Consider the following 16,011-nt stretch of genomic DNA (forward strand, 5'->3'; position numbering starts at 1 on the left):
ATGAATAAGGGTGATGGCTGGACAGATGTCAGCGTTGAAGAATTATATCAATTAATCTGGGAAAAGCCGATTCATACTTTGTCAAAAGAATTTGGCATTTCGGATGTGGGTCTTGCTAAAATATGCAAGCGCAACAATATCCCCAGGCCGGAACGAGGGTACTGGGCAAGACTGCACTCCGGACAAAAAATAAAGACACCACCATTGCCAAAATCGGCAAGCCGTAACCACGTTATCCGTATCACCAAAACCGAGACAATAAAAATTCCTTTAGAGAGCACCCCACGCTCCAGCGAGCTGATAGTCCCAGATTCCTTGTCTAATGCGCACCCTCTTGTGGAAATAACGCGAAAGCATGCACGGTTTGATAAAAAAGAAGCGGCTTTTGTCATGTTTCAAGAAAATATACGATGCCTAAGCATTCATACAACCCGGAACACATTTGAACGTGCGTTGTGCGTTATGGACGCGGTTATCAAGACTCTGGAGCGTGAGGGCTTGCAGGTAATTATTAATAAAAGTGGAGTAACCTGTATAATAGCAAGCAATGGCGAGAATATTGAATTTTCAATACGGGAGGCTTTAAAGAAAGAGCAAATAGCGCTTGACCCTATAAAAGATCGTTTCTCTATCAGTGTTGGACATACTCACCGGACAGACTATATTCCATCTGGCAAGCTACATCTAGAGTTGGGCGGAAACACTGGCGTAAGATCTCGCTGGCGAGATACCGACAAGCGCCCACTTGAAAAGGCACTGGGAGATTTTGTCATTTGTGTCCATAAGAACGCAATAGCGCTGCGCCAAAGACATCTGGAATGGGAGGAATGGAGGCGTCAGCGCGAGGAAGAAGCTCAGCTTCGCCGCGAAGAAGAACAGAAGGAAAAAGCTCTCGAACGTCAACTGACAAACTTCAGGTATACTGAAACGCTAGGCAGGTACATTCACGCTCTCCGCAAAGGTATCGCCAACGCAACAGGTAGAGAGCCGGAAGGAAAAGCCGCTGAATGGCTCGCGTGGCTTGAGTGTCGTGCTAAAAACTATGATCCGGTAAAGGCGTATATCAATACATATGTGCTTCAGAAAAACTTCAAAGAAGGCGAAAACGATTAATATCTTTGCGAGATACACACCATGAAAATTGCCAGCTACAGCGACCTGCACCTTGAATTCAAACATGACTGGTGCCTGCCCCCAGCTCTTGATGCCGATATTATCCTGCTGGCTGGTGATATTATTTTGTTTAACGACTTCACGCCACTCAAGCGTTTGCTGGCAAATTGGGAAAAGCCAGTGATCTTTATTCCCGGAAATCATGAGTATTATACCAACTCCTCCATGCACGAACACCACAGTACCTTCAGGGCTTGGCTTTCTGCGGAGCTACCTCAAGTCAGTTTTCTGTGCAACGAGCCTATCTCGATTGGTGGAGTCAATTTTTTCGCCGGTACCATGTGGACTGATTTTCAGGCGGGTGACTCCTTGGCAATGCAATATGCGGCCAAGCACATGAACGACTTTCGATTAATAAGAGTTGGAAAAAGTCGCTTTGCGCCAAAGGATAGTATCGAACAGCACCAGGAGTTTATTGCCAGATTGAAAATGTGGTTTGAAATAGATCTCCCTGGTCCACGAGTCGTGGTCACGCATCATGCCCCAGTTGCTAATAACAAATCTCAGCACTTGGGCAGCCCATTACAGCCTGCTTTCATAGCCTACGATATGTTGCCGCTGATTGAAAAATACGCTCCAGCGCTTTGGGTTTATGGGCACAGTCATGAATGCGACATACAACTTATTGGCAAGACAAGAATAATCTCTAACCAGTTAGGATATCCTCAGAGAGATGGCACATACGAATGCGCTGAGACGTTTGACGAATATGGGTGTCCAGTAGTGCTCGCGTAATTTGTGTGGCTTACCAGATAAAATATTTTTAACGGAATTTCCTTCTTTTTAAAAATCCGTCAAGGGAAATAACTGTAAAATTTTAGTTGTTGCAGGGTGCAGCAAGTTGCAGGGGGTTGCACACTCGTTCCGTCAAGGAAATTCCTAAAAAATCCATGCTATGATTTCTTCATGAATAGTCTTGTTTCTTTTGCTATTACATGGAGGAATCAAAAATGACATCACAAACAATAAAAAAGGAAAATCCTATAAATGTTCCCCTGCGTTGGATGCGTGTTGAAGAAGCCGCGCAATATCTGCGTGTTTCCACGGATTTCCTCAATAAAGCCCGTCAAACGAAAAACCCGAATATTCCTTTTTCACGCATAGGCAGCCGTATTGTATACGACCGGGTTGCTCTGGACGAATTCCTGAAATCTCTGGAACAAGTCTGATCGTCCATGCTTTCCGTCGTGCCTTCCGGCAATCGTTGCGGGCATGACCCCAAAAGGCCCCAACTATCCGCTGTTGCCCCTATCCCCAAGGGCAAAGGTGGTCTGCCGCGCATTCTTTCCCTAGCGGCGGAACGCGCCAAGGCATGGTATTTCTATCCCGCTAAGTGTCCCCAACTGCACGGTACGGGCAGACAAGTACGCAGTGAACGCCGGGAGGCCTGCCAGATTGTGTTGGAGGTTATCTTCCGGCACCTGGATCTTGCCTCCATGTGCCTTGGCACACCTACACCGGCCAATGGTTTCATTGATATAAACATGCGCACCATTGTTCACGATTCCGGCATGGGCCAGCGCCGTTGCGAACGGGCTATAGCACTGCTCAAAGAAGCTGGATTCATGCGGGTGAAACAACCGCGTAGACAAAATGAGGAAGGGGCGTATTTCGGCTGCAGGGCCATACGCATCGTGACAGAGGCACTGTTCGAGTGCCTTGGCTTGGGGCCGATGCTTCGCCGTGAACGCGCCAGAGCATCTGAACGCTTACGCCGCAGAGCACAAAAGACCAACCGAAAACTGGCCGACTTCATGCGCCGCCTTGTCTCCGGACCGGGAAAGGGCTTTCACACCGTTCAACCTTCTCGTAATCAGGAGCAACAACGCCTTGCCTGGAACAAGCGCTGGGCAGATTTTGTCCTCTCCGGCCTGGAGGTGGATGAAGCCCAACGACGAACCAACGAGGCCATGGGTTACCCACCTGGCTACAGTCCGGGACAGGAATACAGGCGGCGATAACAAACCGTTTCTTGGAACTATCAGGCCCCTTCGGGGACTTTTTTGTTTCTGTGACTCGACGATATATTGTTTTCTGAAGCACTCGGCTCATCCGTCCAAGTAAATCCAACAACGAATCATCAATTTTTGCGTCTAAAACTGAGAGCACTCAGCGCCTCATCTGAATTGTATACGTGTCGCATGGTCAGCCCACAAATGTCGCGCATAAATCCCCAAAAGGCAAAAATTAAAGAATGGAACCTACTGAACCATCTGGCCTTCTTTGCATATTTGTAAGCACATGATAAAGTTGCGCCATGAGCACACAAGCCATTGCCAGAAAAATTGCCCGTTATGCTGAAGGGCTCGGTTTCACTGTTGAGCAACATGCCAGTGGTATTTCCGAAAGCATGTATCTTACATTGTGGTATGCGCCTGCATTGGCGCAGCCATTGCGCATCCGTATCAGTACGCATGATTTAAGTGCCACCGCTATCAAGAAGCATGGCTTGGCTGATTTTGAGATTGGTTCACATAGTGCCAGATGCTCTGACATGGCAGAGTGCGTACGCTGGCTCCGCGCCATAGCAGGACGTGAACTGCCGCCAAAGCTGGCTGTTTCCATGCAGCACGAGTTCCATGCCTCTAGACCTAATACACTGATTACCTTGTACCACGTGTGTGATCAGGCGGCCTATACAGCGCTGCAACAGCGCGGCTATCTGAACGGGGACGGCAGGCGGGCAGAGCGCTGGCTCCGCGATATGGAATGGCAGCCTTACCAGTGGATGACGGAACAAATGGAGCAACGGTTACCCCCTAAACCTGCCAATGCGGGAAAATATCCTGTTTGGGCCTGGTACACTCATGGCGGTAAACAACCGCCCGATTTGCGTTGTGGTGGAATTGGCACCAAAGGAAAACGAATGGTCATGTTGACCATTCAGCTTCCGTCCTCAGAGGTGCTGCTTTCTGACTATGATGAATGGCATATAGTTCTGAATAACGGCCCTTGCACAGACAATGAGATAGAGTGGGAGCACTGGAACGCTCTGGAAAAAGTATGGCCTGCAGAGCAATACAACACCGCAATGAGAGCCTCGTGGGAAAAGATATTCATTCCAGGACGATCAGTCGATCCTCAATGGGGAGGTAATCCTGCAGCTCGCCATAATTACATCCAAGCCTGTTTTTGGACGCTAGAAAAAACCATGGTTAAGGCCGAGCGTTGGTTTACCGCCAGATGAGTCAGAACTTTCTTCCATACTTGTTTTCCCTTCTGCATCATGAAAAGCCTTGCAGCATGTTGCATCACCTTGCAGCATTGTGAACGCCTTTCAATCACTCATAAAATATGTTGTCGCAATCTAAAACATATTGAAATCACAGGGCTTGCCAAAATTTTTTTCAATATCGCGTGATATACTGCAATCACTTCTTAGGACAGGACAAGGGAGGTAGGCCCACCTTTGGGGTGTTCTCCTCCCGTCCTGCCCTGCGGGGCCACTTATTCGCGTTCCGCTCAACGTAAAAACAGAAGAGATTGCACTCCATGAAAGAAATAGCAGCACTCTTGTTAGCAGTCTTTTGGCTGCTTCCCGCGAACACATCTCAGGCTCAGGAGCCTCCGTCATCATTGGTTGAAGCCATTGCCCGGCAGGAGTCCGGTTTGAATCCGCTGGCCGTCAATGTGGCTGGCAAAAGCTATTCCCCGGCCACGCGGGAAGAAGCGGAGCAAATCATCCGGCAGGCCATAACAGCGGGTAAGTCATTTGATGTGGGCCTGATGCAGATAAACTCCTGGTGGATGGAGCGCTACGGCATTCCTCCAGAATCTCTGCTTGATCCTGCCACCAACGAAGCCTGGGGCAGATGGATTTTAGTACAAGAAATAACCCGGCACGGCTTCAACTGGCAGGCTGTCGGCAAATATCACTCCCCGGATACGGAACGCGGCAGGCAGTATGCCTGGCACATTTACCGTCATTACGCGGGCCAGAGCGCCTCCATTCCCAAGGAGGCTTCACATGCCCAGCAAAAAGCAGGTTCTCAAAATTTACCTCTCGCCGGAGGAGTTTGGCGTAATCCAGACATCAGCAGCCAGGGCCGGGTTATCACTTTCGACCTTCAGCAAAAGAGTGTGCCTAGGGTTTCCGGTGCCAAGTCTGGAGCACGAGGAGTTCCGGCTGGAGTTACGACGCCTTAAGGGCGACCTTGGACGTCTTGGCGGTCTGCTCAAACAGGCTCTGGCCAATGGTGCGGACCGGCACAGCATCCACAAACTGCTCCATGAGCTGGACGCTCGGCAGCGAGAAATACAGGCAGCCGTGAACAGGGTACACTAAGATGATCAGCAAGCGCGCCTTCATTAGCGCGGCGCATGACAACTATGCCCGCCTTGCCGCCTACATAGCCGAGGCCGGGCCTGCTGGTGAAAAATGCCTGATGCATTGGTGTTCGGGCATGCTTGGCGGCGATGAGTACCAGGAAGGCATTGCGGAAGCTATGGACGTGCAAAGGCTGAACACCCGTGCCGCTGCGAAAACCTACCACCTGGTTATCAGCTTCCGCCCGGAAGACGAGGCAAAGCTGACTCCGGAAACCTTCAAAGTTATTGAAGAGCGCTTCGCTGCAGCACTCGGTTATACCGACCACCAGCGTCATTGCGGCGTCCACAAGAATACTGCCAACCTGCACATGCACGTGGCCTACAACATGATTCACCCCGAAAAACTCACTTGCCACAAAGAGTTTCGCGATTTTTGGGTACGCGATCGAGTCTGCCGCAATATCGAGCACGAGTTCGGACTGACGGTGGATAATGGCATCATGCTCAATTCTTCAGATCAGACGCTGACTCGCCCGCGCTCGAACGAAAAAGCCCAACTTGTGGAGGCCCACACAGGCCAGCAATCTTTTGATTCCTACGCCAAAACCTACCACGAAAGCATTATGCAATCCCTGGAAAGCGCAGCAAGCTGGCAGGATGTTCATAAAACCCTTGCCGCATACGGCATGGAGATAAAGCCACACGGAAATGGCCTGGTCATCAAGGACCGGCACGGCAAGCACGCCATGAAGGCCAGCGCCTTGGACAGGAGTCTGTCCCAGAAGAAACTCGAAGCTCGCTTTGGTCCTTATGTTTCACCGGGAAATCTGGCGCATGTTACAGAGCATTCCCGCTATCAGGCAGAGCCTCTGCACCGTTCGCCGGAACGTGGCGAGCTGTTCACCAAATACAGGATGGGCATTGAAGAGCGCAAAACCACGCTGCAGCAGGTAAAGGAAGGCGAAGATGCCACCCTTGCCGCAATTCGAGAGCGTTGGACCGCAAAGCGAAAAGAGATTGAGCGCATGAGCATTGCCAAACGCAATCGCCGTAACCTGCTGCAACTGGCAAAAAAACACGAGGCCGAAGCGTTGGCCAGAGCGCGAATTCCCTTTCAGGAACAGCGCACCGAACTGCGCAAAGACGTTCCCTTTACTTCCTGGAACTCTTTCTTGCGCCATGAATCGGAACAGGGAAACGACGTGGCTCTAGCTATCTTGCGTTCCCGGCAAGATGTCGCGGAAGTGGAAGCACCCGCGCCGTCTTTTGCCCGCAGTTCTTTTCAAACCGTTGACGCGGTTTTCCATACCGCCAAAGAACGGGAGCTTCTTGAGCGTACAGATATCAGCGGCAAGGGCAAGAAATCCCTGCTGGCTGTTCTGCGCATGGATAAGATTATACAGAGCGCGTCTTCACCAACCACGCAAAGCTACACCTGGAAAGTGGACAACAAGGGCATTGTTGCCTTTATGCTGCCTGGCGGAGGTGTTGTGCGCGACACCGGAAAGGACATTCTCTTTTCCGCCAACAGTGAACCGGCCAGGCAGACCGCCTTACTGTATGCACGGAAAAAATGGAGACAACGGATCACGCTGGAGGAAAACAAGATTGTTAGACAGGAAGCGCCGGAACGGGCGCAGGGAATGGAGCGGTAGCGGTTATTTCCCTTCAATTCTGTCCGCCATATCGTTTATCATGTCTCCGGGCCGGACGCCCAAGGCATCGGCCAGTCTCAAAATCATTTGTAGGCTGGGCTGTCTATCCCCCTTCTCCAAGGTGCAGATATAAGAGCGCACTACGTCAACACGCTCACTCAATTGTTCTTGGGTCAGCCCCTTTTCGTGCCTATACTTCCGGAGGATAACGCCGAACGCATCCGTATTTTTTTGCTTTTCTGCCATTAAGGCACAATAGCGAAATCAAGGTGAATTGTTGTTCAGCAATTGCTGCCATATTCATCAATAGCTGAACAATTTGCGCGGACGTGCCCACAAACATGGGCACGCGGTTGAAGGTTATTTGGAGAGGTGTTCAGCGGCTATAAAAGCACGAACAGCTTGTTCCAGCGACAACGCGGCTGCTGCCAGAGTTTTCAGTGCTGGTGTCATATGGCACTTGTTTTCTGCTATGCGGCCTTCACAAATAGCATATGCCAACGACACTGTTTCCTGCGCCTGCGACTCAAACTTCGCAGGACGAACTCCAACTGGTTTTTCCATAACCAACTCCTTGTGTTGAAGCAGCCGCAAAAGGCACATGCACCAAATGAAAGACCACTCCAAGAAGAGTGGTCATCAATCGCCGCAAGGGAGGAACGGCCGTTCCGTTCCATCCGAAGAGCAACACGCAAGGCCCTAAAACATGCACCAGCGGCATGCCTATCCTGGACCCTTGCTGTGCGCATCAGCTTGGGCGAAAAAGCTTTATTGTTCTCTGGTTATCTCCTTTTTATTAACTCGTATTGAACGGCCTGCTCCGAGGCCAACAAAAGATAGGATGATGCAGACGACAGTGCAGGTATAGAATACTGATGCCCAACTCTGAGTAAAGTCATGCAATATTCCGGCACATATAGGGCCGCAGGCTGCAAGCAGGTAACCCACGCTTTGCGCCATGCCCGATAAAGAAGCTGCCTGAAGCATATTATTGGTTCGTAATCCAATGAACATCAGGCCGAGAATAATTGCGGCTCCAGCTCCAAAGCCGATGCAACCGCCCCAAATGAGTGCCAGCTTCGGATATAGAGCCACCCCGGCTGTTCCTATGGCTGTTATACCAGCTACCGTAACCGCTATAAGCTGCTGGTTTTTGAATCGCTTGATAGCGGGAAGAAGCACCAACCCCGGAGTTGCTGACGCCAGTTGCATGAAGCCATGGACGTTTCCCGCTTCAGCACCCGTGAATCCAGCATCCTTCAGGAGGGCAGGCAGCCAGCTTACACTTATGTAGTATGTCAGGGAGGTCAGACCAAAGAAGAGAGTGACCTGCCAGGCCAGACCGGATTTCCAGAGGGACACGCGAGGCGCTTCTCCAGCTTGTCTCTCATCCGCGTTTTTATTCCACTCAGCCAGTTGCGGGAGCCAAGCGATGCAGGCCGTGAGCGGCAGCACAAATAGCGTTGCCGCTGCAAGTTCCCATCCCCAGCCGAGAGTCTTCGCAACTGGAACCATAAGGGCTGAACCCAGCGCCGCACTTATTCCCATGGTAAGCGCGTAAAAAGCGGTCAACCTGGGAATTGTCTCGGGGAAATCACGTTTGACAAGGCTGGGCAGCAGGACATTGCATATTGCGATACCGCAACCGATAAGCGTCGTTCCAGCATATAAACTCCAAATGTATCCGAGAGAGCGTAACGCGACGCCTCCACCCACCAGCGTGATGGCTATCCCCAACGCCGGTTCCATCCCCATTTTTTTATTCAGCAACGGGACTATTGGAGATACCGCCGCAAAAGCCAGCAAGGGCAGAGCGTTGACGAAGCCCGTTGCCGTGGTGCTAAGGCTGAGGGAATCTTGCACAATTTCCAAAAGTGGGCCGAGGCTTGTAAAAGGAGCACGCAAGCATGTGGCGATGAGTAAAATGCCGATAGCAAGCGTAACTTGCTTTTTTTCCTCCGGCAGATTTTTTGTGTTCATAGCAACCCTTTATTTGGCGGGCATAAACTGCTCGCCGTGCAGATTTAGCAGTAGGTTGGACTATGACATCTTTTCTTTGTGATTAAATTTAGGTATTATGCCAAAAAATATCTAAATGAGGCCAAAATGTCTTTACTGGACTTGCTGAAGCTTTTCCCTCCTGACAGAACCGATCTGTCGGTCACGGCCAAAAAAGTGGATGTTGTTCAGAACGAGTATGAACTGCCTACGCATCAACATGCTACCGGACAGTTACTGCTCACGCTGAAGGGTAGCGTGGCATGCAGAGTACGAGGAGAGCTATGGCTGGTGCCGCGTCAGTGCGCGGTGTGGGTCCCGCCGAATACGCCTCACTGCAACCGGGTAACAGCGCAATCCAGCGTATGCCTTCTCTTTGTCGGCCAGGAGAGCGTACAGCTCCCTTCCACTTGTTGCACACTGTCCATAACTCCGCTTGTTCGCGAACTGATCCGACATATAGCAGAGCTGCCACAGGGCGAAGATCCCACGAAACACACGGAAAACCTTATACAAGTTCTGCTTACGGAGTTGTCGCAGATGCCTGTGACAGGACTCCGCATGCCGGTTCCTTCGGAAGTCAGATTACAAACCATTGCAGAGGCAATTATTGATTCCCCGTCAGAGCGTAAAAATCTTCCTGATTGGGCAAAATACATCGGTATGAGCCGCCGCTCACTGGCGCGGCTTGTGGTCAAAGAAACAGGAATGTCCTTCGGGCGCTGGAGACAACAACTTCTCCTCATCATGGCTATTCAGAAACTTTCTGATGGCGAGTCCGTGCAACAGACCGCATGGAATCTTGGATATGAATCCGTGACGGCCTTTATCACGATGTTCAAAAAGATATTGGGAACGTCACCCGCCAAATATACGCAGGATCACCCTGAAAAAACGCTGGAATGAGCGCGTAAGGCTCCTTGACCCAGCAAGGAGCCTTGTTTTGCTATTGTCCTTTGCACTCCGGCCAGCCTGTGCAACCCCAAAAGTCATAGCCGCCCTTGCCGTCTTTGCCTGGCTTTTTCACCCGGCGCACCACCGTTTTGCCGCACTTGGGGCAGACTTTGCCCGTGGCCTTGGCAAAAGCCAGGAGTTCCTGTTCCAGACGGGTATGGGCTTCACCGATTACGGCGCGGTAATCAGCCTTGCCTGCCGCAATATCGTCAAGCGCCTGTTCCATCGTGCGGGTGAACTCATACTCAATGAAAGTGAAGTTGCCCTGCAACCCATCCACCACCATGACGCCCACGGGCGTGGGAACCAGGAAGCATTTTTCGGTTTTGACGTAGCCCCGGCTCATGATGGTATCCAGGATCGCCGCGTAAGTGGATGGACGGCCAATGCCGCGCTTTTCCAACTCACGCACCAGGCTGGCTTCCGTGAACCGGGCGGCGGGTTTCGTCTTTTTGGTCAGCACCGTACCGGCCAGGGCCGTGAGGCGAGTGCCGGGTTTCATTGACGGCACGGGGTTTTCCGGTTCCGTTGTGTCGGTATCATCTTCCGTGGACACATCACCCGCCGTCAGGACTTTCCAGCCCTGTGAAAGCAACGTCCGGCCCTTGGCTTCAAAGACCGCCTGCTTGCCGTCCAGTTCCGCCGCGAGCTGGAGCAGCCGCACGGCATACACCGCATCTTCCAACTGGCAGGCCAGCGAGCGCAGGCGGATCAACCGATACAGGGCTTTTTCGTCCGCCGTTTCTCCGGCTTCCTCAATTTCAATGTGGGTCGGCCTGATTGCTTCGTGAGCTTCCTGCGCCCCTTCTTTTGACTTCCAGGAGCGCGGTTTTTCTGCCAGCAGCCAGCCCTGGCCTTCACAAAAGGCCCGGATGGCTTCCACAGCGTCTTCGGAGAGGTTCGGAGAGTCCGTGCGCATATAGGTGATATGTCCGCCTTCATAGAGCTTTTGCGCCAGTTGCATGGTCTGCTTGGGCGTGAATTTCAGGGAGTTGGAAGCGGCCTGCTGCAAACTGGACGTGGTGAACGGAGCCGGAGGCGCGGAGCGGCTTTCCGATTCTTTGCAGTCCGTGACCTCCAGAGAGCGGAGCGCCGCTGCCTTTTCGGCCAGCGCCTTATCAAGCAGGTATTCCTGGCCGTCTTCCAACCACGGATTTACCTGCCAGACGGCCTTCCAGCCGTCCGTGATATTGTCCACATTTTCAAAGGTCAGCTCCGCGCCGTAGTGGGTTGTGCTGCGGAAATTCTGGATTTCCCTCTCGCGTTCCACCACTAGGCGCACAGCGGGGCTCTGCACCCGGCCAGCGGAGAGCTTTTCTCCGGCCACGTTGGAAAGCGGCCCGCTAACCATATAGCCGCAGAAGCGATCCAGCACCCGCCGCCCTTCCTGCGCGGCAACCAGGGCCATGTCGATGGAGCGCGGCGCATCGAGCGCGGCCTTAATGGCTTTTTCCGTGATTTCGGAATAGGTGACGCGCTTGGCGTCCTTGAGTTTCAAGGCATCCTGCAAATGCCAGGCTATTGCCTCGCCTTCACGATCCGGGTCAGTGGCCAGGTAGACGGACTCCGCATTTTTGACCAGATTCTCCAGACACCCCAGGACATCCTTGCCCCGAGCCGTGGGAACGTATTTCGGTTTGAAATCGGGCGCAGCCACGCCCATTTCTTTAGTGGGCAGATCGCGCACGTGCCCAACCGAGGCCGCAACCTTCCAGCCGGAACCAAGGATTTCCTGCACCTTTTTTACTTTGCCGGGGGATTCGAGAATAAGCAGTTTCGCACACATGACGTTTCCTTGTGGAGGCCGTCATGCGGCGCTGCGTTGGGGCGTGAGGCCCGCAAAAATTTTCTTATTGAAGTTGGAATCGCTCGGTTAGGCGTTGAACGATACTTTCTCCTTCGCTAGGGTTTGCATAAATTACTGCCTCCTCCAGAATATTAAAGCCAGTGTCAAAAATGACCCATCGAGAAGACTCCATGGATTTACCCTGCAATACATCTGACTTTTCTGCCAGTTGCTCAGTAGTCAATAGGGTAACTACAAACGTTGCCTTGAGCAAATCGCGAGTTTTTTTATTCTGAAGAAAGTAACCTAACTGATGCTCTATTTGGCCTTTTTCTTTTTGTGACGGATCATAAACAAAGGCAAAAATATAACGCTGTTCCAGACGTGATCTCTCCAAGGCTTCATCAATATTGAGAGTGGGCTTCAATCCTTGAAATATTCTATGATTTGGTGGAAGCTTGTCCGGATGATTCAAAGCAATGTTAATCTGTTTGTATAAATACTTTTCTATGGACTGGATGAATTGCTCTTCATAATACGGTGTAGATATTGGAGTTCTATAAACTGAAGATTCATCTATATTTATAACAATTTCATCTCCAACGATAGTTGCATAAAATGTAGTTTCAAAAATCCTTTCATTACTTATTTTCCTTTGCCATATAAGGCACTTAAATCCTGATTCAAACCCAATATTTTGATTTATTTGCTGTGAATATACAGTTCTGTCGATTTTATTTTCGATAGAACGAATTACTTTTTCAACATTTTTTAATGCTTCTTCAACTTTACTTACTAAATGTCTCTTGCGTGTTTCCGATTCAGAATTTGCTATTTTAAGGATTTCATCCAAATCTTGTACAATCTGTGCATCATCTTTCATAATTTCGTCTAACCCATTGATTGCTGACTCAGAATTTAAAAATCTATTTGATATCTGTGGAGCAAAAACTTTGTCGAAAAAAAGAAAAATCTTAATGTATTTATTCTTTGAAATATTTTTTAATATTTCTTGAAACTTAGTGCGTTGATGAGGCAACTTCCCTTCAGCATCAGATAGCTGGCTTGGGGGATTTCCGGTTAGTAGGTAAAATAAAATTCCACCTGCAAAGGATATATCTGAACGGGAGTCTTGTTTAAGCAAGCTATCTGGAGCCAACTCAGGCAACCGTAAAAATCTATTTCCAATTTCTTGACCATCTTCAGTGACAAAACTCGTATTTTTTAGCAAGTTAATATCAAGGCCAAAATCCACCAAAATCAAATTAGTAGGTGAGTTTTTCGGGACAATAATGTTATCAGGCTTTATATCTCGATGTATGTGTTGTTGGGCGTGGCAACTCTCAATCGTTTTCAATAAGGATCGGGTCATTGCTATGGCTATTTCAAGATCAAGTTCTTTTTGCCCTTCACGCCATTCTCGAAGAGTTTCTCCTTCAATATATTCAGTAACTATATACGGCGTTGTACTGCAGTCTTTATAATTGTGTGCGTTACTTTCAATTAACTGGGGAACAGTTGGAACAGACAAGTCATAGTATGCTTGAGCTTCTCGAGAAAATCTTGCTCTCCGCTCCATGTCATTTTTATTTTTTATATATTTCAAAAAAGCAATTTCACCAGTTCCTTTTCTACAAACTTTTATCCCTTGACCTTGCCCACCACCAGAAAGCCTTCCCACCTCTTCCCAATTTTCGTCCCATTTTTTGAAGTCAACCCAGATCATAACTCCTCCCTAGCTAATAATATTAACAATAAAAAAATCACATTAGCGTTACAAGAACAACTTCAGCGATTTTCCTTGCTCCTGACTCTTTTCCTTTTCCGCATCCCTTTTCAGGTCAAGGTCCAGCTGCCTTTTTACTTCCCCCAGTCCACGTGCCTGGTGCAAGTCGTTAAAGTCGGTCAGCCCCCGTGCACGCTCCTCTTCGTTGAAGATGGGAGCCACCACCTTGCCACCAACGGCCTTGGCCGCATCCTGGGCCATGGCAACCCCTTTGTTCCAGAGTTCCGTGCTTTCGGGCTTACGGCGCGTATGCTGATGGTCGTTATCCGCACAGATGGTGATGGCGGCGTTGGGGAACTTCTCGCGCAATGCTCTGGCAACAGGTACCAGATTACTCGCGTCAAAGGCCACGGCCACGGGCTTACCTGTGGCCATATGCAGGCTCGCACCGGTGGCGTAGCCTTCGGCAAGAAGTATTTCCCCTTGGGAGAGATCTTTGCCCGGTTCGGAAACCAGATGGAAATTGCCGGATTTTTCCATGCCCGGCACAAAGCGTTTGCGGCCTTCGGCATCAATGGTCTGCAGGCCGCGCAATTCGTCGTCAGCATTGCGCACCGGAATCTGCAACACCCCGGCCCAGTTTTCGTGCAGACCGATGGGCGGAACGCTCTTGGCATTGAGGTAGGGGTGATCCTCGTGCGCCTCATTGCCCAAGTCCCAGGCTGCCTGGCTCATCTCTGCAGCCTCCTGTTGAACCTGCTTGCGCTGTTCGGCACGTTCCAATTGTTTTTGGGCAATCTCAGCCCGCTGGGCCTCCATTTCTTCCTTGCTCAAAGCATGGCCGCTGGCCATCCATTTGACCTTCTCGCCGGAACTGAAGTTTTGTATCCACCCGGCAGGCCGGTCATCCAGAAAACCGCAGTACGCTCCATCCAGTTCACCCGCTTTGCCGTCAATGAGCGGAACCCGGTGGATGGCTCCATCCATGAGTGGCGCGTTGCTGCCAAGATCCAGCCCAGCTTTTTCCAGGGCCTGGGCGAACTCTTCCTGTGGTGAAAGTGTGCGCACTGGTTCCGGCATTTTGATCTTTTCCGGCAACCAGGTGGAGAGCTGGTTCAAATCCGCCCCTTCTGGCGCGTACCAAAGCTTGGTTTCCTTGTCCCATTTCGCTCCCAGCTTTTTGGCCTGTTCTTTTTCCTTGTAGGGAACCATCAGGAAGGTTTTTTCCTTTGCCGGATTGGCGGGCACACCCATGGCCGCTATACCTTCATCCTGCTCCAGCGGCTTTTCCGCCGCTCTTGCGTTGTTCTGCCCCTGTTCCTGTGCCAGTTCCTTCTTCATTTCCAATCCCAGAATGTATTCTTTGATCTGCTCCGCATCCCGGCAGGCGCGGACTATTTCATACGGATCATCCTCCAGCGCCTTGATCCAGGAACCCACATAAGCCGCGTGCTGCTCCGGATCATGCGGAATGCCAATGTCCTGCCCGAGCATCCAGGAGGCTATTTCCGCCCGCAGTTCTTCACGGGCATACATTTCCGAACCGAAAGGACCGTTTTCCCGATCCAGACGGCTGGAATGGCGCGTCCAGTGTCCAAGCTCGTGCAGGGCTGTGCCATAATACTGGCCTGGTTCCTCAAAGTTTTCACGCGGCGGCAGATGGATGGAGTCAGTCGCGTAACGGTAGAAAGCCCGGTTGCTCTGGTCGTGCCTGATGTTTGCGCCAGAAGTGGAAAGAATGTTCTCGGCCTTTTCGTGAGGCTCCCACTCAAAAGCCTTGTCCGTCAGTTCAATAGGCGGGATGCCTTCTATCTGTTCCGCGTTGAACACATGGGCGAAGCGGATAATGGGCTTATCCAGTTCCACGCTTTGCTTTTGTGGCTTGCCATCTTCGCCGAGAATGGGGTTTCCTTCCTTATCCAGTTTGTCTTGTTCTTTGTTGAACTGGAAATAGACCACGGGAGTGGCCTTGCTGCCTGGCAGGATGGAAAGACCTTGTTCATTGGCCTGGCGCAGGGTCATCCAGCGTGGATCATCATAGCCGGAAAGCGCCAGATGCACCCGGTTCATGCCTCGGTACACAGTGCCGGAAGCCGGGTTATGCGGCGCGGCAAGTGTTTTGCCAGGATGCCATGGCCGCTGCCAGGGAGCAGTTCCGGCCTTCAGGTGCTCAATAATCTTTGCTGCAAACTCTTCATGAAACGGAGAGCGCTTGGCCTTTTGCCCGCCATCGGGCTTCTTAGCGTCGTTCTTCATAGAGCACCTCCGCTTCGCCGTTGATGGTCAGCAGCGCATCTTCAATCATATCTGCCAGCACGATGGCGTCTTCTGTAAACGCGCCCATGTAGTCGGCCACATCCGGGTCGAGCGCCACGTAAATGTCCGGAGCCTCCGTGAGTTGTTCCGCTACGGCGCGGGCCGCTGCGGCAAGGTATTCCTTGTTGTGCATG

Annotated in this window: 15 protein-coding genes and 1 pseudogene; 9 read left to right on the top strand and 7 right to left on the bottom strand. The window is 51.0% G+C overall.

What is annotated here, in order from left to right; translation table 11 throughout:
- The 8 genes and pseudogenes from ACZ5DH_RS00125 (at nucleotide 1) to traI (ending at nucleotide 7,097) form a co-directional block, all read left to right on the top strand.
- Nucleotides 1-1,113, top strand: a complete 1,113-nt coding sequence (locus ACZ5DH_RS00125) for a hypothetical protein (RefSeq protein ID WP_464255156.1) — start codon at nucleotides 1-3, stop codon at nucleotides 1,111-1,113.
- A 21-nt stretch (nucleotides 1,114-1,134) separates the two neighbouring features.
- Nucleotides 1,135-1,908 (top strand): metallophosphoesterase, encoded by a 774-nt coding sequence (locus ACZ5DH_RS00130; protein WP_464255157.1) that lies wholly within the window; start codon nucleotides 1,135-1,137, stop codon nucleotides 1,906-1,908.
- Nucleotides 1,909-2,123: 215 nt separating this feature from the next.
- A complete protein-coding gene (locus tag ACZ5DH_RS00135; RefSeq protein ID WP_464255158.1) occupies nucleotides 2,124-2,342 on the top strand; it encodes a helix-turn-helix domain-containing protein in 219 nt (72 codons plus the stop codon).
- Between the two features lie 6 nt (nucleotides 2,343-2,348).
- Nucleotides 2,349-3,134 (top strand): hypothetical protein, encoded by a 786-nt coding sequence (locus ACZ5DH_RS00140; RefSeq protein ID WP_464255159.1) that lies wholly within the window; start codon nucleotides 2,349-2,351, stop codon nucleotides 3,132-3,134.
- A 296-nt stretch (nucleotides 3,135-3,430) separates the two neighbouring features.
- Nucleotides 3,431-4,360 (top strand): DUF3841 domain-containing protein, encoded by a 930-nt coding sequence (locus tag ACZ5DH_RS00145; protein WP_464255160.1) that lies wholly within the window; start codon nucleotides 3,431-3,433, stop codon nucleotides 4,358-4,360.
- A gap of 305 nt (nucleotides 4,361-4,665) precedes the next feature.
- Nucleotides 4,666-5,319 carry a lytic transglycosylase domain-containing protein gene (locus ACZ5DH_RS00150; RefSeq protein ID WP_464255161.1) on the top strand — a complete coding sequence of 218 codons (654 nt, stop codon included), beginning with the start codon at nucleotides 4,666-4,668 and terminating at the stop codon, nucleotides 5,317-5,319.
- A pseudogene (locus ACZ5DH_RS00155) lies at nucleotides 5,210-5,458 on the top strand (plasmid mobilization protein); the annotation flags it as partial. The gene ACZ5DH_RS00150 and the pseudogene ACZ5DH_RS00155, both read left to right, overlap by 110 nt.
- Nucleotide 5,459: 1 nt before the next feature.
- Nucleotides 5,460-7,097: a TraI/MobA(P) family conjugative relaxase gene (traI, locus tag ACZ5DH_RS00160; protein WP_464255162.1), complete on the top strand. Its 1,638-nt coding sequence runs from the start codon at nucleotides 5,460-5,462 to the stop codon at nucleotides 7,095-7,097.
- 3 nt (nucleotides 7,098-7,100) lie between these two features.
- Here the strand turns inward: traI and ACZ5DH_RS00165 are convergent, their stop codons facing one another.
- From ACZ5DH_RS00165 to ACZ5DH_RS00175, 3 genes are all read right to left on the bottom strand, one after another.
- A complete protein-coding gene (locus tag ACZ5DH_RS00165) occupies nucleotides 7,101-7,343 on the bottom strand; it encodes a helix-turn-helix domain-containing protein (RefSeq protein WP_464255163.1) in 243 nt (80 codons plus the stop codon).
- 114 nt (nucleotides 7,344-7,457) lie between these two features.
- Entirely contained in the window at nucleotides 7,458-7,661 is a 204-nt protein-coding gene (locus ACZ5DH_RS00170; protein ID WP_464255164.1) for a hypothetical protein, read from the bottom strand.
- Nucleotides 7,662-7,865: 204 nt separating this feature from the next.
- Entirely contained in the window at nucleotides 7,866-9,077 is a 1,212-nt protein-coding gene (locus tag ACZ5DH_RS00175) for an MFS transporter (protein ID WP_464255165.1), read from the bottom strand.
- Nucleotides 9,078-9,203: 126 nt separating this feature from the next.
- On the opposite strand from ACZ5DH_RS00175, the gene ACZ5DH_RS00180 reads away from it, so the two are divergent.
- Nucleotides 9,204-10,001: an AraC family transcriptional regulator gene (locus tag ACZ5DH_RS00180; protein ID WP_464255166.1), complete on the top strand. Its 798-nt coding sequence runs from the start codon at nucleotides 9,204-9,206 to the stop codon at nucleotides 9,999-10,001.
- Between the two features lie 40 nt (nucleotides 10,002-10,041).
- On the opposite strand, the gene topA is transcribed toward ACZ5DH_RS00180, so the two are convergent.
- The 4 genes from topA to ACZ5DH_RS00200 form a co-directional block, all read right to left on the bottom strand.
- On the bottom strand, nucleotides 10,042-11,835 hold the full coding sequence (gene topA, locus ACZ5DH_RS00185; protein WP_464255167.1) for a type I DNA topoisomerase: 1,794 nt from the start codon (nucleotides 11,833-11,835) through the stop codon (nucleotides 10,042-10,044).
- Between the two features lie 64 nt (nucleotides 11,836-11,899).
- Nucleotides 11,900-13,561 carry a serine/threonine protein kinase gene (locus ACZ5DH_RS00190; protein ID WP_464255168.1) on the bottom strand — a complete coding sequence of 554 codons (1,662 nt, stop codon included), beginning with the start codon at nucleotides 13,559-13,561 and terminating at the stop codon, nucleotides 11,900-11,902.
- Between the two features lie 48 nt (nucleotides 13,562-13,609).
- Nucleotides 13,610-15,817, bottom strand: coding sequence for a zincin-like metallopeptidase domain-containing protein (locus tag ACZ5DH_RS00195; RefSeq protein ID WP_464255169.1), 2,208 nt, complete (start codon nucleotides 15,815-15,817; stop codon nucleotides 13,610-13,612).
- Nucleotides 15,801-16,010, bottom strand: a complete 210-nt coding sequence (locus ACZ5DH_RS00200; protein ID WP_464255170.1) for a hypothetical protein — start codon at nucleotides 16,008-16,010, stop codon at nucleotides 15,801-15,803. The genes ACZ5DH_RS00195 and ACZ5DH_RS00200 overlap by 17 nt, the downstream gene beginning before the upstream one ends.
- Nucleotide 16,011: the final 1 nt, after the last annotated feature.

The organism is Desulfovibrio simplex (assembly GCF_055387835.1).

Coding starts and splice junctions, on each gene's coding strand:
- ACZ5DH_RS00200 (WP_464255170.1), bottom strand. CDS start 16,010: ATGCACAACAAGGAATACCTTGCCGCAGCGGCCCGCGCCGTAGCGGAA.
- ACZ5DH_RS00140 (WP_464255159.1), top strand. CDS start 2,349: ATGCTTTCCGTCGTGCCTTCCGGCAATCGTTGCGGGCATGACCCCAAA.
- ACZ5DH_RS00170 (WP_464255164.1), bottom strand. CDS start 7,661: ATGGAAAAACCAGTTGGAGTTCGTCCTGCGAAGTTTGAGTCGCAGGCG.
- ACZ5DH_RS00195 (WP_464255169.1), bottom strand. CDS start 15,817: ATGAAGAACGACGCTAAGAAGCCCGATGGCGGGCAAAAGGCCAAGCGC.
- ACZ5DH_RS00135 (WP_464255158.1), top strand. CDS start 2,124: ATGACATCACAAACAATAAAAAAGGAAAATCCTATAAATGTTCCCCTG.
- ACZ5DH_RS00150 (WP_464255161.1), top strand. CDS start 4,666: ATGAAAGAAATAGCAGCACTCTTGTTAGCAGTCTTTTGGCTGCTTCCC.
- traI (WP_464255162.1), top strand. CDS start 5,460: ATGATCAGCAAGCGCGCCTTCATTAGCGCGGCGCATGACAACTATGCC.
- ACZ5DH_RS00175 (WP_464255165.1), bottom strand. CDS start 9,077: ATGAACACAAAAAATCTGCCGGAGGAAAAAAAGCAAGTTACGCTTGCT.
- ACZ5DH_RS00180 (WP_464255166.1), top strand. CDS start 9,204: ATGTCTTTACTGGACTTGCTGAAGCTTTTCCCTCCTGACAGAACCGAT.
- ACZ5DH_RS00190 (WP_464255168.1), bottom strand. CDS start 13,561: ATGATCTGGGTTGACTTCAAAAAATGGGACGAAAATTGGGAAGAGGTG.
- ACZ5DH_RS00165 (WP_464255163.1), bottom strand. CDS start 7,343: ATGGCAGAAAAGCAAAAAAATACGGATGCGTTCGGCGTTATCCTCCGG.
- ACZ5DH_RS00130 (WP_464255157.1), top strand. CDS start 1,135: ATGAAAATTGCCAGCTACAGCGACCTGCACCTTGAATTCAAACATGAC.
- ACZ5DH_RS00145 (WP_464255160.1), top strand. CDS start 3,431: ATGAGCACACAAGCCATTGCCAGAAAAATTGCCCGTTATGCTGAAGGG.
- topA (WP_464255167.1), bottom strand. CDS start 11,835: ATGTGTGCGAAACTGCTTATTCTCGAATCCCCCGGCAAAGTAAAAAAG.
- ACZ5DH_RS00125 (WP_464255156.1), top strand. CDS start 1: ATGAATAAGGGTGATGGCTGGACAGATGTCAGCGTTGAAGAATTATAT.